This window comes from Tenuibacillus multivorans, from assembly GCF_900103915.1.
In the GTDB taxonomy this organism is placed as follows: Bacteria; Bacillota; Bacilli; order Bacillales; family Alkalibacillaceae; genus Tenuibacillus; species Tenuibacillus multivorans.
On sequence record NZ_FNIG01000002.1, the window covers coordinates 256,231 to 271,480 of the forward strand.

Here is a 15,250-nt window from a genome sequence, read left to right on the forward strand (position 1 = left end):
GACTTTTAAAGCTCACTCTCGTCACCTCTTCCTTTCAAATAAATTCCTCATAATAGTTTGCCTAAACTCCCAAGTACTAATCCTTCTTTTTTACATTATGTACCCAATTGTGGACCTTATTAACCAAGCATCCAACTGTTACACAAATAATCATGAAGTTCACTAATACAACTCAAATCTACATGTAGTTTATCCTAATATCAGATTGCTCGTCAAACACTTTAATTTCATAGTGGTAAGCTAAATATTATTAAATTTAGACAATTTAAAATCTACCTTATCTGTTACACCTACAAATATAGACTGTACTATTACAGAAGAATACCACTGCCAAAATAAAAGCACACTATCCGAACCGAATAGTGTGCTCTGTCATATGACAATTTTATTCTTCTTCAAATTCTACATTTAATCCAGATGATTCATAAAATTCTTTTTTCAAATCATTAAATTGCCCAGTATGTTGATTAAATTTGTCCTGAGCAGATTTTACCTCTTGATAGCTTGTATTTACACGATCAACTTGCTCGTCAAGATCTGCCTTTTTTAGGTCTTCATTTTTCAACATTTCATATAGTTCAATATCCAAATTAATTGAATGAGTGTATGCATCATAAAGGTCGTTAAAAGATTGATGACGTTTTTCCATTTCTTCAATCATTTGATTAGCCTTTTCCTTCGTTTCATCACTTAATTCATCTAAGTATTGTTCAATTTGATTAAATTCTTCTTTAGCAGCATCAATGCTTTCTTTTTCTTGTTCAATTAAATCTTTTCTATTTTCAGCTAATGATAAAGCCTCATCTGCTAATCCTTGAATCTGATCTAATTCATTCATATTGATTTCCATCATTTCATCATAAATTTCATTCTCTTGCTTTTCAATTTCACCTAACTCGGATTGTGCGGATTTAAATGAACTCTCCAATTCAACAGATTTTTCTAGATGCTCGTACATGTCTTCAGCCGCATTGTAATCATCAGTACATGCTCCAAGTAGTAAAATAGTCAATAGCAATAAAGACAGCGTGATTAGACGTTTCATGATTATTCCCTCTTTCTAAGTTCGTTTACCTTATAAAAAAGTATAACACAACAACCCTGCAAAAAATAATATCAATTTGTTAATATCTTATAAAAACATATGATAAAATAATGTAGGATTAAGCTAGTTGAGAGGATGAATGGTATGATTGCAATGGATCAAATAATCAGAGAAGGCGATCCAATACTACGGCAAAAAACTGAAAAAGTGGAATTACCCGCTTCTGAAGAAGATAAAGAAACGTTAAGCGAAATGCTTCAGTTTGTTAAAAACAGTCAAGATGACGAAATGGTTAAAAAATATCAACTAAGACCCGGAGTTGGGTTAGCTGCTCCTCAAATCGGAATCTCTAAACGAATGTTAGCCGTCCATTTTACGGATTTTCACGATAAATCATATAGCTATGGTTTGTTTAATCCAAAAATTCTAAGCCATTCTGTAGAAAAGACCTATCTACAAAATGGTGAAGGCTGTTTAAGTGTTGATCGTGATGTACCTGGAATCGTTCCACGTTATGCTCGCATCACCGTAAAGGCGACAACCTTAGAAGGAGAAGAAGTCAAATTAAGATTAAAAGGTTATGCGGCCATCGTTTTACAACATGAAATTGACCACTTAGATGGGGTTATGTTCTACGATCACATTAATCAAGACAATCCATTTCAACCTCCTGAAAATTCAACACCTGCAGAGGAAATGTAAAGTGCTGATTGAATCAAATCAGCACTTTTTTTCATAAATCATTTTAAATATAGTGATTAGCAGTATATAATAATAAAAGAAGATGATAATGTTAATATATACCTTAAATGACGTTGAACCATTTTCCGCTAAATCGAAGTAGCGTTCTTATCATATAATCTAATCATAAGCTCACCACATTAGTCGTTTAATCATAAGGGTGTAGTTAACTTATATAGGTTATGATATTTACCTATAAAGGGGTTGTATGATTTATGATCAAACGCTTAAGAGAAAAAATTAAAAAACGTTTAAAAAGGTTATTACGATCACGAAAATCGCTTGAAACTTAATTTTGTTCTTTAATGCTCATTTGCATTTAGATATAGCTATACGGATAGGTAATGGACGGAGAAACATTTACAGTAAGGAGAGATAAGAAAAATGATTTTCAAAGTACTTTATCAAGAACAAGCTGAAGAAGCTCCAGTTCGAGAAGAAACAAAGACGCTCTACATTGATGCGGAAAGTGTACGAGAAGTTCGATCAAAGCTAGCTGATCGAAATTATAATATTGAATATGTCCAAGAATTGAGTGAAGACCACTTAGCCTACGAAAAACAATCCGAAGATTTCGAAGTGGAAAAACTGTAGGGGTTTATCCATAAAATGAAATTTGTAAAAAATGACCAAGTTGCTATCTTCGCTTTAGGTGGCCTTGGTGAAATAGGTAAAAATACGTATGGCATTCAGTTTCAAGATGAAATAATTTTAATTGATGCCGGAATTAAATTCCCCGAAGACGAATTGTTAGGTATCGATTATGTTATTCCTGACTATACGTATTTGATTCAAAACAAAGATAAAATTAAAGGATTGTTTATTACACATGGGCATGAAGACCACATCGGTGGTATTCCGTATTTATTAAGAGAAATTAATATTCCTATTTATGCTGGGAAGCTAGCTTTAGGCTTAATTCGTAATAAACTTGAAGAACATGGTTTATTACGTAATACCACACTACACGATATACAGGAAGACGACGTGATTAAATTCCGTAAAACTTCCGTGACATTTTTCCGCACTACGCACAGTATTCCTGATTCGTACGGTATTGTTGTTAAAACACCACCAGGAAATATTGTCCATACAGGTGATTTTAAATTCGACTTTACACCTGTGGGTGAACCAGCGAATTTAACAAAAATGGCTGAAATCGGGGCTGAAGGTGTCCTTTGCCTTTTATCCGATAGTACCAACAGTGAGGTTCCTGGATTCACACTATCCGAAAGAGTTGTAGGCGAAAGCATACAAGACATTTTCAATAAAGTCGAAGGTCGAGTCATTTTTGCGACGTTTGCATCAAATATTTATCGATTACAGCAGGTTGTTCAAGCTGCGGTCAATAATGGTCGAAAAATATGTGTTTTCGGCCGAAGCATGGAAAATGCCATTCAAATCGGTCAAGAGTTAGATTATATTCAAGCACCTAAAAACACATTTATTGAACCAAATGAAATCAGTAAATTACCAAGTGATGAAGTTTGTATCCTTTGTACGGGATCACAAGGTGAATCATTAGCCGCCTTATCACGGATTGCTAATGGTACGCATCGACATATTCAAATACAACCTGATGATACGGTCGTATTCTCCTCATCTCCAATCCCAGGTAATACGATTAGCGTCAGTCGAAGCATTAATAAACTTTATCGTGCTGGAGCTGACGTCATTCATGGATCTCTAAATGACATTCATACATCAGGACATGGTGGACAGGAAGAACAGAAGTTGATGCTACGCCTTATGAAACCAAAATACTTTATGCCTATTCATGGTGAGTACCGCATGTTAGCAGAACACATAAAGCTTGCTTCTGATTGTGGTGTTAATCCCAAAAACTCGTTCGTCATGGATAATGGTGATGTATTAGCCATTGGAAACAAACAAGTTGGCGTAGCCGGTAAAATTCCTTCTGGTTCTGTCTATGTCGATGGTAGTGGAATCGGTGATATTGGAAATATCGTCTTACGTGACCGTCGGATCCTATCAGAAGAAGGTTTGGTTGTGATTGTGGTCAGTATTAATATGAAAGAATTCAAGATCTCATCCGGACCAGATATTATCTCAAGAGGATTCGTATATATGAGGGAATCTGAGGACCTCATTAAAGAAGCACAAGTTCTCGTTTCCAAACATTTAGATAAAGTCATGGAACGTAGAACGTCACAATGGTCTGAAATTAAAAATGAAATTACAGACACGATTCAACCATATTTATATGAAAAAACAAAACGTCGTCCAATGATTTTACCAATCATTATGGAAGTTTAAATTTTATATTACCTATCCAAAATAGCAAAAACTCTCGCTGACTTCAGCGAGAGTTTTTTTTATAACAATTAGTCTTCCTCATTTACCAATGCTTTTTGGAACCTGGATATGTCTTTATCAGAACCAATAATAATCAAAATATCATTCATAATGATTTGTTCATTTGGCATCGGTGACACATTAATATCTTTGCCGCGCTTAATGGCGACGACGTTACAGCCAAATTTTTTACGAATATCTAATTCAATTAACGTTTTATCACTTAATTTTTCCCCGGCCTTTATCTCAACTACACTATACTCATCTGAAAGCTCCAAGTAGTCCAGTACATTGCTTGAAATTATACTATGGGCAATCCTTCGCCCCATATCACGTTCAGGGTGAACAACTTCATCAGCACCGATTTTTTCCAAAATTTTCTCATGATAATTATTTTGGGCTTTAACAGTTATTTTCCTTACACCAAATTCTCCTAAAATGAGTGTCGTTAAAATACTTGCATGAATGTTATCACCAATTGCCACAATCACATGGTCAATATTGCGAAAGCCAAGCTCTTTTAAAGCCAATTCATCCGTTGAATCTGCAATAACGGCATGTGTTGCGATTTCTTTATATTCGTTAACTTTATCTTCATCCATATCTATGGCAAGCACTTCTTTTCCTTCTTTACTCAGTTCTTTACAAATACTTCCTCCGAAACGCCCAAGACCAATAACAGCATATAGTTTTTTCATCTTTTGTTCCTCCCGAAAACTTTAACTGCGACTAGTTTATCACATAATCTATGATTTGTTTATTGTAGATGATATTTCAGTCTTTGAATCTATATACCTTTGTTTTTATGGGGAATTTTTCGTATTTATGTGGAATTTCATGAGCTTTACGGGGAAAATATTGATTTTATGTGGATTTAAGCACTTAAGTCTTTATATCAAAAAACGTGATCGCTTGGAGCGACCACGTTTATCCGTTCTTATAACTGATCTAACATCTGGAATTGGGATTTAACCAATCCGTAATACTCACCTTGGTGGTTCATTAATTCATTATGATTTCCTTGCTCTAGAATCCGTCCATTTTCTAATACAATTATATTATCAGAATCACGAATCGTTGATAGACGGTGTGCAATGATGATTGAGGTACGTCCTTTTAATAAACGCTTTAATGCATCTTGAATTTTAACCTCTGTTTCAGTATCGATACTAGCTGTTGCCTCATCTAAAATAATAATTTTAGGGTCAGCAAGTAACGCACGTGCGAAAGATAATAATTGTCTTTCACCTGCTGATAAAATATTTCCTCTTTCTTCGACTTCAGTTTCATAACCATCAGCCAAACGCTGAATGAAGTCATCTGCCCCAACGACTTTAGCTGCGTCGATAACCTCTTCATCACTTGCATCCGGTCGACCGAATCGGATATTCTCCATAATCGTACCAGAGAAAATAAACGTATCCTGCAGGACGACACTAATATTTTGTCGTAGCCCATCAAGTTTAACATCTCTTAAATCAGTACCATCAATTTTAACCGAACCTTGAGTCGGATCATAGAATCGGTTGATTAAGTTAGCGATAGTTGATTTACCTGAACCCGTGTGTCCCACTAAAGCAACTGTTTCACCTGGCTTCATCTCTAATGAAATTTCATGTAGAGCAATACGGTCTTCATCATATGAGAACTGTACTTTGTCAAACTCAATATGTCCTTGAATATCATCCATTTCAATGGCATCATCTTTTTCTTTTACATTTGGTTTTTCATCCAAAAATTCAAATATACGTTCAGAAGCAGACATCGCCATTAATAGCTGGTTATACATTTGACCAAGTCGAGAGATTGGCTCCCAGAACATTCCGATGAAAAATGTAAACGTAACAAAATTACCAAGTGTTACTTGAGGATCATAAATGATTAGATATGATCCATAGGCTATTAGAATAACAGACCCTATCGCATTACTCATTTCGACGAATGGTCTAAACATCGCACTCTTTTTCGTTGCGATTCTCCAGCTTTGGAACGTATCATCATTGACGCCATGGAAGTATTCTGTATTGTTATCTTCTTGTGAAAATGATTGTGTAATCCGAACACCTTGAATACTTTCATTTAAGTGTGAATTAACACGTGATTGCTGAATCCGTACCTGTTGCCATGAACGGCGGATATTCTTTCTCAGCTTCGTTGAAATATAGAACATAATAGGAATAACCACCATAATGGCTAGTGCTAGTTTTGGACTAACCACAAGTAAAATAATCACAATACTAATTAACATGATGGAATCCATTAATAGATTAATAATCCCGTTCGTAAACAACTCTTGTAACGAGTTAATATCATTCATAATTCTAACAATAATGCTTCCTGCCGAACGATTATCAAAGAATCGATTCGATAGGCGTTGGACGTGTGAGAATAAGTGGTGTCTTAAATCATAGATAACATTTTGCCCTAAAATATTGACATATTTAATCCGAACAGCATTTCCAACATAACTTAGTAAATAAAGTGCTAATATTCCTACAGCAAATGAAAGTAGTAAGTTAGTATCTCCAGTTGGTAACACTTGATCGACGACATAATTACCTATAATGACAGGAACGATCAATCTAACCGCCGTGGATACTAACATGGCAATAATAGCGATTGGTAATGCAGTTTTAGCATATGGTTTTACATATTTCAACAACCTGACAAGCTGCTGCCAGTTAAATGGTTTATCAACTGGAATATCCTGAGTGTAACGGAATCGTTTGAGATGAGGGCTTTTTGCCTTCAATGTCTCTGCCATATGTCTCCCCCCTTAAGCATGTTGTTTGTTTTCTCCTAGAATGGCTTCTTTATCTTGATATTGGATGTCGTAAATACGTTGATATGGACCGCCATTATTTAATAATTGTTCATGTAGACCTCTTTCGACTATGGCTCCATCTTCTAATACAAGGATCTCATCAGAGTGTTTAAGTGAAGAAATACGATGCGCAATAATAAATGTCGTGCGCCCCTTCATCACTTCTTTTAAAGCCTTCTGAATCTTAAATTCTGTTTCCATATCTACTGCAGATGTTGCATCATCTAACACGAGTACCTTTGGATTAATTAAAATGGCACGTGCAATCGAAATACGCTGTTTTTGACCGCCAGATAATCCCATACCTCGTTCACCTAATAAGGTGTCATAGCCATCTGGCATAGCCATAATGAAATCATGAGCTTGTGCGCGTTTAGCAGCATCTATAATGTCATCCATAGATGCTTCTGGATTACCGTAAGCGATATTATCTTTAATCGAAGTTGAGAATAAAAACGGTTCTTGTAAAACAAATCCAATATGTTTTCTCATTTCTTTTAAAGAGTAATCCTCTATTGGTCTCCCATCTAACAACAATTCACCTTGTTCCGGCTCATAGAATCTTGTGATCAATTGTGTGATACTTGTTTTACCAGAACCAGTTGCACCAATTAAACCAATCGTCTTCCCAGGTGGTGCATCAAATGAGATATTTTTTAAAGCCTGGTCATCATTTTCAACATACGTTAATGTGACATCATTAAAGGTAACGTGTCCTTTAACCCCTTGTGGATTAACTGGTTCAGAAGCATTTTTGATTTCATCTTCTGATTCTAAAATCTCTAATAAACGTTCCCCTGCTGCTTTGGATTGAGAGAAGTTGTTAATAACGAAACCAAAGTTCATTAAAGGTCCGACCAAGTACCAAATAAGAGTAAAGTAAGCAACAATAACACCGACATCAATGGCACCAGTCATCACTAAATATCCACCGAATCCTAATAAACTGACCACACAGATATTACCGATAAACTCCATTAGTGGGAAATACTTTGACCAAATCGTCGCTGTATTGAGATAGTGCTGACGGTAGTTATCTCCTTTATCCGCAAATCGGTCAATCTCAAAATCCTCCCGAGATAACGATTTAACCGTATTCATTCCTGAAACGTTCTCTTGTACTCGAGTATTTAATCGACCAAACGATTTACGGATTTTTCGGAATGCTGGGTGCACTCTTTGGTCAAATTTTCGCACCACAACAATTAAGAATGGCATTGAAGCCATTGTGACAAGTGCAAGTGGTACAGAATAATAGAACATAACGGATAAACTACCTAAAACGAGTAACGTAATTCTGACCAACTCTGAAAAACCAAAAGATAGAAAGAATCTAAATAGTTCCACATCGGCTGTTAAACGAGACATTAAATCTCCAGTTTTGGCATTGTCGTAATAATGAAATGATAAGCTTTGTAACTTTTTATACAATGAATCACGTAAATTAAATACTGTTGAAATACCAAAATAATCACCCATATATTGGTGAAAAAATGTTGATATAGATTTAACAATCATTATTCCAATAAAGACAAGTGAAAGTACTGGTACTAAACCATAATTTTCTTCTCTAATAATGTCGTCTACTGTAATTTGCATCACAATTGGATACGCCACAGTTGTTAAGACAACGAAGAATAATGAAAATAACGATAAAAAGAAATATCGTTTATAAGGCCAATAATATTGTTTAAGCTTCTTAAATGTCTCCATGATGTTCCCCCTTTTTGAACTAGCCTCTAAATGAAAAATGCTTTTAAAAAAATTGTACTTTTATAAATATATCGGGTTCCGAAATAAATTTCCACCCTTTTGCGCAAATTTCTTAAAATTTTTTATAATAAATATTCTACAATATAAATGAAAGACATTCCCTCCTATAAAGGTTTGAAAATTTCTCGGTCTTAAGGCTGAGATTCATAAAAAGGGTAAATAATACTAGGAATTAATGAAATACGAGGTGATAAACATGAAATACATAATTATAGGCGGAGATGCAGCAGGGATGAGTGCAGCAATGCAAATTGTAAGGTCTGAAGGCGAACATGAGTTAATCACATTAGAACGAGGAGAAATTTATTCCTATGGACAATGTGGCCTTCCCTATGCCATTAGTGGCATCGTAGGCGAACCAGAAGATGTCATTGCTAGAAGTGTTGATAAATTTCGCGATAAATATGGCATTGATGCAAAAGTGAATCATGACGTGAAGCAGGTTGATACAGAAGAAAAAACGGTATCCGGTTCAATCACAACATCAGGTCAAACCTTTCAATTCTCTTATGACAAATTATTAATTGCGACTGGAGCAAATCCTGTGATGCCTGATTGGGAGGGCATTCATTTAAATGGTATTTTTCATATTAAAACAATCCCTGATACAAATGAAATTCTGGATTACTTAGACCAGGATATTGATAACGTTACAATTGTCGGTGGTGGATACGTCGGTTTAGAAATGGCAGAGAATTTTAAAGCTATCGGTAAGGATGTTACGATTATCCAACGCGGAGAACAGCTTATGAAACAGCTTGATCAAGATATGGCGCAATTAATTGATGATGAAGCTAAAAAGCAGGAGATCCAAGTCATTTATGGTGAATCGGTCAAAAGCTTTTCTGGAAATAAACAGGTTGAAAAATTACACACCGACCAACAAGATTACCAGACTGATTTAGTCCTCTTATCGGTCGGGATTACACCGAATACGCAGTTTTTAGGTGATGAATTTAAATATGGTGATAAGGGCGAAATCATAGTTAATGAACATATGCAAACGAATGTTGCTGACGTATTTGCAGCTGGAGATTGCGCTAGTCAATATCATCGTATTAAACAACAACAAGACTATGCGCCTCTGGGTACGCATGCCAATAAGCAAGGCATGATTGCTGGACAAAACCTTGTCGGTGGTAATAGATCATTTAAGGGCATCGTTGGTACATCTGTCCTAAAATTTTGCGATATAGATATCGGTAAAACCGGTCTATCAGAAAAAGAAGCAAAACAACTATCGATTGATTTTGATACGGTTAAAATCACGACCCGTCCTGTTGCTGGTTACTATTCGAACAAAGAAAAACTGACTGTTAAATTAGTTTATGAAAAAGTAAGTAAAACATTACTAGGAGCTCAAATCATTGGTCATAAAGGTGTCGATAAACGGATCGATGTGGTCGCAACAGCGTTGTATCATAACATGTCGACAACTGATTTACTGGACTTAGATCTCTCCTACGCCCCGCCATTTAACGGCGTCTGGGACCCTATTCAACAAGCCGCCAAGCGGACGTTATAAATTAAAAACTCGCCTAGCCCGGCGAGTTTTACACTTTTTGAATCATTTCAGTAACAGCATTAATACCGACCTCGATCGCTCGTTCATCAGGATTTAATTGGTTATGATGTAACCCATATGAAGAGTTGACGCCTAACCAAAACATGAAGCCAGAGATGTCTTTTAGAAAATATCCAAAGTCTTCACCTGTCATCGCTTCGGGTGCTTCCGCATATTCAATGTCCGTACCATGTATCAATTGCTTAAACGCTTCAACATAATGAGCATCATTGTAAACCATGTAGTAATTGGCACCATAATCTACCGTTGTGCTACAATCGTACCTCAATTCAATACCTTTTAACATCTGTTCAATGCTTTCTTTAATCGTTGTCATCGTTTCTGGCTTAATCGTCCGAATGGTTCCTTCGACTCTAGCATTTTCAGCTATAATATTTTGCACAGTCCCTGCTTCCATTTTGCCTAACGTGACGACAGCGGGATCTAATGGATTGCGGATTCGACTTACGAGTTGTTGAAGCTGTACATTAAAGGCGCTGGCTGCCATAATCATATCCTTCGTTTCATGTGGATAGGCCGCATGCCCACCTTTTCCATGAAAATCAATAAATAACTCACTAGTATTCGCAAATAATAACCCTGGCTTAGAGCTAACTGTTCCAACTGGTAACCTCGGGTCGATATGTAAGGCAAAAATCATATCAGGGCGATATTTAGCCATCAGGTCACTCTCCAACATCGGTTGTGCTCCACCTGGCCCCTCCTCTGCTGGCTGGAATAAAAATAAAACATGATGCTTCGGTCGTTGCTGCACTACCTGACTTAAGGCTCCCAATGCAATCGTCATATGTAAGTCATGTCCACATGCATGCATATAGCCTTCATGCGCTGAAGCAAAATCAAACCCTGTTTCCTCTTTAATCGGTAGACCATCAATATCGGTACGGTAAGCAATTGTTTGACCGCCTTCAGTACCCTCTACTGACACGAATAAACCCGTATGCCATTTTTCAACAGTGATATGTTCTTGCGGTAAAGTTTCAATAAAGTCTAACAGGTAGGCTTGAGTTTTATATTCCCGGAAGCCGGTCTCAGGGATTTGGTGTAAATCCCGTCTCACTTTTATCCAATCAGTCGTCATTTTCCTCTACCTTTCAGTATAAATTAAGAAAAAGCGGAATCTATAAGACCCCGCTCCCCCATTATTCATCTAATTTTCTTAGCTCTTTTTTAATTTCAGTTTTAGATTTTGTTTGGTCATCAATTTCTTTAATGACCTTTGCAGGTGTGCCTGCCACAACTGTATTTGGTGGCACATCTTCCGTAACAATGGCACCAGCGGCAACAACTGAACCTTTACCAACTGTAACACCTTCTAAGACAACACAATTCGCACCAATCACAACTCCGTCTTCAATTGTAACAGGTTTAGCTGATGGTGGTTCAATCACTCCTGCAAGGACTGAACCTGCCCCAATGTGGCAATCCTTTCCGACAGTTGCACGTCCACCGAGTACAGCATTCATGTCAATCATTGTACCTTCTCCAATGGAAGAACCGATATTAATCGAAGCACCCATCATAATGACAACCCCATCGCCAATTTCAACCTGATCACGAATAATGGCACCTGGTTCGATACGCGCATTAATATTTTTTAAGTCCAATAAAGGAATAGCTGAATTACGGCGGTCATTTTCTACGACATAGTCATCAATTAAATGACTAAACTTTTCAATGTCTTCCTTGATGACCTTCCATTCTCCAAATAACACGCCTGTCTGCTCGTCGACAAATGCTTGAATATCATCGTTAAATTCAATAGAGCTTAGTTTATTACCTTTTAAGTATACTTTAACTGGTGTTGATTTTTTAGCATTTGAAATAAAATTAATAATCTCGTTGGCATCCATCTGTTTCATGTTGAGTCCTCCATTTATTAAATTTCAATAATATTATTATTTTGATTGTTGTCTATAAAATTCATTCCGTATCTGTTTTAAAATTTCACGACGAGTATAAATTCCTTGCATTTTTTCTTCTTCATCAACGACACATACAAAGGAATAGTTAATAAGAATGTGTAGGGCTTTTTCTAGTGAGTCCTGTTCTGTAATCGTTGGTACATCCGATTCCATGACATCTTCAACCTTTTTTTCATGCAATCGACTGACTTCAATTTGTTCAATTCCAAACATTTCTTCAACGATGTTTGACTTGCTAATAATTCCACAAAATTTGCTTTCTAAATCTAAGACTGGAACAGCATTATAGCCTGTTTTGGTTAAAACGAGTAAGGCGTGTTCTAATGGGTTTTGTAGTTGAACGTGTGCTACAATCTCAGCGTCAATCATGCTGTCCTTCACTGGTATTGATGATAAATCAAAGTTAGATAAATCTAACATTTACTCCCCTCCTTAAAGTAAACGCAGGAGTAACACCCAAAAACATTTTAACATAAAACAACGCTAAAGATAATGGTTACTTAACTATCTTTGATATTAAATATCATCTATAATCATATTAGACAGATAGAAAAGAGGGATTAATATGTCTTATCAATATACGAGAAAAGAAGAAGCCGTGAATGCCTTAACCCATGCACTTGGAGCTGTTTTAAGCATCGCAGGATTAGTCATCTTAATTATTTACTCATCAATCCATGGAAACGCTTGGCACGTTGTGTCGGTGACCGTATACGGCACATCGATGTTACTCATGTATTTATCATCGACCATTGTCCATAGTTTAAAAGATGGGCGAGCAAAAGATATCTTCTTATATATCGACCATTCGTCAATTTATTTATTTATAGCGGGTACATACACGCCGATTTTATTAGTTTTATTACGAGGATCTGTTGGATGGGTTCTGTTTGGCGTAATCTGGGGTGTGGCTATACTAGGGATTCTATTTAAAATTATATTTGTTAAACGATTTATGATTGTATCAACGCTTCTTTATATTTTATTAGGTTGGTTCATCGTATTTGCTTGGGATCCATTAGCACAAGAAATGGAGTTAAGAGGTTTAATCTACTTAATCATCGGAGGTATTTTATATTCTGTCGGCAGTATTTTTTATATGTGGAGAGGATTCCCTTACCATCACGCGGTTTGGCATTTATTTGTTGTCGCTGGCAGTGCTTTTCACTTTTTTGCCATTCTATTCTATGTGGTATTAGCATAATAACAGGGCCCAAGCAAGAGCCCTGTTTTTTCAATTAAAACGGAAACTGGTTTAACCATTGTCCACCGTCTAATGTAACGACCTCACCATTCATATAAGTGGCATCGTTCAAAATAAAGTAAGCTAAATCAGCAATTTCCTCTGGTTCACCTAAGCGACCAAGTGGAACAGATTTAAGCGTCCGTTTGGCTGCCTCCACAGATTCCCATAACTTCTCTGCACCACCTGTTCGGTCGATTGGCCCCGGTGCAATGGCATTGGTACGAATACCGTACCTTCTTCCCCACTCAACCGCTAATGTTCGTGTCATCGTTAATACACCTGCTTTGGCTGATGCGGAATGTATTACACCTGCCCCTGCATTCCATGCGTATGTAGCGACCATGTTCACGATGTTACCTTCTATTCCATTCTCAATCCAATAATTCCCCACTGCATGACTACAATAAAATGTTCCGTTTAGAACAATATCAATAACAGTATTCCAGCCATTAATTGATAATTTTTCGGTTGGTGCAATGAAATTCCCAGCTGCATTATTCACAAGATGATGAATCGCACCATATTTTTGAACGGTTTCATCAACCATTCTTTCGACATCTTCAATATTACGAACGTCCATTACAATTGGATGTACTTGCAGGTCTTTCCCTTCTAGGATATCCTCCTTTGCCGCCTGTAGTCGCGCTTCATCACGACCTGTAATCACGACTTTAGCTCCTTCATGGGCAAATTTTTTCGCCATATACTTCCCCATTCCACTCGAACCACCAGTGACGATTACGACTTCGTTTTTCATTTGGTTTCCTCCTTTTAACTCCCGAAATGAACACTCATTCATTTTCCATCTATTATCTCATATATAAAATCTAAATACCATGCTATAATGCTCTTATAGAGAAAAAATAGAGGATGAAACACATATGAGTAAAAAAGTCACAAGAAGAAGCTTTTTAAAGAGAATGACATTCGGGACATTAGGTCTTATTGGCCTTTCCTATGGTGGATATTACTATGCACACGAAATTGAACCTAAATGGTTAAAAATAATCAATTCACCGATTTCCTCTAATCGAATCCCAGAGCCCTTTAATGGGTTTAAAATCTTACAGTTTACCGATACCCATATCGGATTTCACTATAGCTTAAAAGACTTTGAAAAACTAATTCAATACATTAATAAACAATCCGCTGATTTAGTTGTGTTTACTGGGGACTTAACTGATGATCCATCTAATATTACATCACTCGAATACGACAAAATTATCGAATTATTATCGTTAATTGATGCTCCTTACGGCAAGTACTGGATTTTTGGAAACCATGATCACGGCGGTTATGGAACATCAATGATCCAAACGGTTATGAAACAAGGTGGTTTTTCACTTTTACAAAATAGTTCAGTTAAAATACCTAAAGATAACGCAGAATTCACATTATCTGGTACCGATGATGTTTTACTTGGTTCTCCTAACCTATCCAATTTAATTCAAGACGGCGAGGAAGACCTTTTCAATGTACTATTGTGCCATGAACCAGACTACGCAGAAGAAGCCATGAAATACCCGTTTGACGTTCAATTATCTGGGCATAGTCATGGTGGTCAAATTCAATTACCATTCATTGGCTACATTGTGACACCGCAATTAGGAACGGAATATGTTGAGGGCAGCTATACCCTAGGCCAAAATCCACTACAACTCTTTGTATCAAGAGGAATTGGTACGACACGTCTTCCCTTTCGTTTCTTTTGTCGACCAGAAATAAACGTTTATACTCTTAAAGCAAATACCAGCAGCTCATAATCCTGTCAAGGAATTGTTGAAAATTATTCAAT

14 protein-coding genes are annotated in these 15,250 nt (G+C 36.6%); 6 read left to right on the top strand and 8 right to left on the bottom strand.

The window, feature by feature from the left end:
- Window positions 1-385: 385 nt before the first annotated feature.
- Window positions 386-1,045, bottom strand: a complete 660-nt coding sequence (locus BLP77_RS03985) for a YkyA family protein (protein WP_093855818.1) — start codon at window positions 1,043-1,045, stop codon at window positions 386-388.
- A 144-nt stretch (window positions 1,046-1,189) separates the two neighbouring features.
- Between BLP77_RS03985 and def the strand changes: the two genes are divergently transcribed.
- The 3 genes from def to rnjA all read left to right on the top strand — a co-directional run bounded on the left by def (window position 1,190) and on the right by rnjA (window position 4,063).
- Window positions 1,190-1,747: a peptide deformylase gene (gene def, locus BLP77_RS03990; protein ID WP_093855819.1), complete on the top strand. Its 558-nt coding sequence runs from the start codon at window positions 1,190-1,192 to the stop codon at window positions 1,745-1,747.
- 423 nt (window positions 1,748-2,170) lie between these two features.
- Complete coding sequence (locus BLP77_RS03995) at window positions 2,171-2,380, top strand: DNA-dependent RNA polymerase subunit epsilon (protein WP_093855820.1); 210 nt, start codon at window positions 2,171-2,173, stop codon at window positions 2,378-2,380.
- A gap of 15 nt (window positions 2,381-2,395) precedes the next feature.
- On the top strand, window positions 2,396-4,063 hold the full coding sequence (gene rnjA, locus BLP77_RS04000; protein ID WP_093855821.1) for a ribonuclease J1: 1,668 nt from the start codon (window positions 2,396-2,398) through the stop codon (window positions 4,061-4,063).
- Between the two features lie 68 nt (window positions 4,064-4,131).
- On the opposite strand, the gene BLP77_RS04005 is transcribed toward rnjA, so the two are convergent.
- The 3 genes from BLP77_RS04005 to BLP77_RS04015 all read right to left on the bottom strand — a co-directional run bounded on the left by BLP77_RS04005 (window position 4,132) and on the right by BLP77_RS04015 (window position 8,639).
- On the bottom strand, window positions 4,132-4,800 hold the full coding sequence (locus BLP77_RS04005; protein ID WP_093855822.1) for a potassium channel family protein: 669 nt from the start codon (window positions 4,798-4,800) through the stop codon (window positions 4,132-4,134).
- A gap of 239 nt (window positions 4,801-5,039) precedes the next feature.
- Complete coding sequence (locus tag BLP77_RS04010; RefSeq protein WP_093855823.1) at window positions 5,040-6,866, bottom strand: ABC transporter ATP-binding protein; 1,827 nt, start codon at window positions 6,864-6,866, stop codon at window positions 5,040-5,042.
- Window positions 6,867-6,878: 12 nt separating this feature from the next.
- Complete coding sequence (locus BLP77_RS04015) at window positions 6,879-8,639, bottom strand: ABC transporter ATP-binding protein (protein ID WP_093855824.1); 1,761 nt, start codon at window positions 8,637-8,639, stop codon at window positions 6,879-6,881.
- A 256-nt stretch (window positions 8,640-8,895) separates the two neighbouring features.
- Between BLP77_RS04015 and BLP77_RS04020 the strand changes: the two genes are divergently transcribed.
- Entirely contained in the window at window positions 8,896-10,224 is a 1,329-nt protein-coding gene (locus tag BLP77_RS04020) for an FAD-dependent oxidoreductase (RefSeq protein WP_093855825.1), read from the top strand.
- A 28-nt stretch (window positions 10,225-10,252) separates the two neighbouring features.
- Here BLP77_RS04020 and BLP77_RS04025 read toward each other — a convergent pair whose 3' ends face one another.
- The 3 genes from BLP77_RS04025 to cbpB form a co-directional block, all read right to left on the bottom strand.
- Window positions 10,253-11,365, bottom strand: coding sequence for an N-acetyldiaminopimelate deacetylase (locus BLP77_RS04025; protein ID WP_093855826.1), 1,113 nt, complete (start codon window positions 11,363-11,365; stop codon window positions 10,253-10,255).
- Between the two features lie 61 nt (window positions 11,366-11,426).
- Entirely contained in the window at window positions 11,427-12,146 is a 720-nt protein-coding gene (gene dapD / locus BLP77_RS04030) for a 2,3,4,5-tetrahydropyridine-2,6-dicarboxylate N-acetyltransferase (RefSeq protein ID WP_093855827.1), read from the bottom strand.
- Window positions 12,147-12,182: 36 nt separating this feature from the next.
- Window positions 12,183-12,629: a cyclic-di-AMP-binding protein CbpB gene (gene cbpB / locus BLP77_RS04035; protein ID WP_093855828.1), complete on the bottom strand. Its 447-nt coding sequence runs from the start codon at window positions 12,627-12,629 to the stop codon at window positions 12,183-12,185.
- A 139-nt stretch (window positions 12,630-12,768) separates the two neighbouring features.
- On the opposite strand from cbpB, the gene trhA reads away from it, so the two are divergent.
- Window positions 12,769-13,413 carry a PAQR family membrane homeostasis protein TrhA gene (gene trhA, locus BLP77_RS04040; RefSeq protein ID WP_093855829.1) on the top strand — a complete coding sequence of 215 codons (645 nt, stop codon included), beginning with the start codon at window positions 12,769-12,771 and terminating at the stop codon, window positions 13,411-13,413.
- A gap of 34 nt (window positions 13,414-13,447) precedes the next feature.
- Here the strand turns inward: trhA and fadH are convergent, their stop codons facing one another.
- Entirely contained in the window at window positions 13,448-14,212 is a 765-nt protein-coding gene (gene fadH, locus BLP77_RS04045; RefSeq protein WP_093855830.1) for a 2,4-dienoyl-CoA reductase, read from the bottom strand.
- 124 nt (window positions 14,213-14,336) lie between these two features.
- On the opposite strand from fadH, the gene BLP77_RS04050 reads away from it, so the two are divergent.
- Window positions 14,337-15,218 carry a metallophosphoesterase gene (locus BLP77_RS04050; RefSeq protein ID WP_093855831.1) on the top strand — a complete coding sequence of 294 codons (882 nt, stop codon included), beginning with the start codon at window positions 14,337-14,339 and terminating at the stop codon, window positions 15,216-15,218.
- The last annotated feature ends 32 nt before the right edge of the window (window positions 15,219-15,250 follow it).

Excerpts from the sequence above, each read along its gene's own strand:
- BLP77_RS04050 (WP_093855831.1), top strand. The coding sequence starts at position 14,337 with ATGAGTAAAAAAGTCACAAGAAGAAGCTTTTTAAAGAGAATGACATTC.
- cbpB (WP_093855828.1), bottom strand. The coding sequence starts at position 12,629 with ATGTTAGATTTATCTAACTTTGATTTATCATCAATACCAGTGAAGGAC.
- dapD (WP_093855827.1), bottom strand. The coding sequence starts at position 12,146 with ATGAAACAGATGGATGCCAACGAGATTATTAATTTTATTTCAAATGCT.
- fadH (WP_093855830.1), bottom strand. The coding sequence starts at position 14,212 with ATGAAAAACGAAGTCGTAATCGTCACTGGTGGTTCGAGTGGAATGGGG.
- BLP77_RS04015 (WP_093855824.1), bottom strand. The coding sequence starts at position 8,639 with ATGGAGACATTTAAGAAGCTTAAACAATATTATTGGCCTTATAAACGA.
- BLP77_RS03985 (WP_093855818.1), bottom strand. The coding sequence starts at position 1,045 with ATGAAACGTCTAATCACGCTGTCTTTATTGCTATTGACTATTTTACTA.
- BLP77_RS04025 (WP_093855826.1), bottom strand. The coding sequence starts at position 11,365 with ATGACGACTGATTGGATAAAAGTGAGACGGGATTTACACCAAATCCCT.
- BLP77_RS04020 (WP_093855825.1), top strand. The coding sequence starts at position 8,896 with ATGAAATACATAATTATAGGCGGAGATGCAGCAGGGATGAGTGCAGCA.
- BLP77_RS04010 (WP_093855823.1), bottom strand. The coding sequence starts at position 6,866 with ATGGCAGAGACATTGAAGGCAAAAAGCCCTCATCTCAAACGATTCCGT.
- def (WP_093855819.1), top strand. The coding sequence starts at position 1,190 with ATGATTGCAATGGATCAAATAATCAGAGAAGGCGATCCAATACTACGG.
- BLP77_RS04005 (WP_093855822.1), bottom strand. The coding sequence starts at position 4,800 with ATGAAAAAACTATATGCTGTTATTGGTCTTGGGCGTTTCGGAGGAAGT.
- rnjA (WP_093855821.1), top strand. The coding sequence starts at position 2,396 with ATGAAATTTGTAAAAAATGACCAAGTTGCTATCTTCGCTTTAGGTGGC.
- BLP77_RS03995 (WP_093855820.1), top strand. The coding sequence starts at position 2,171 with ATGATTTTCAAAGTACTTTATCAAGAACAAGCTGAAGAAGCTCCAGTT.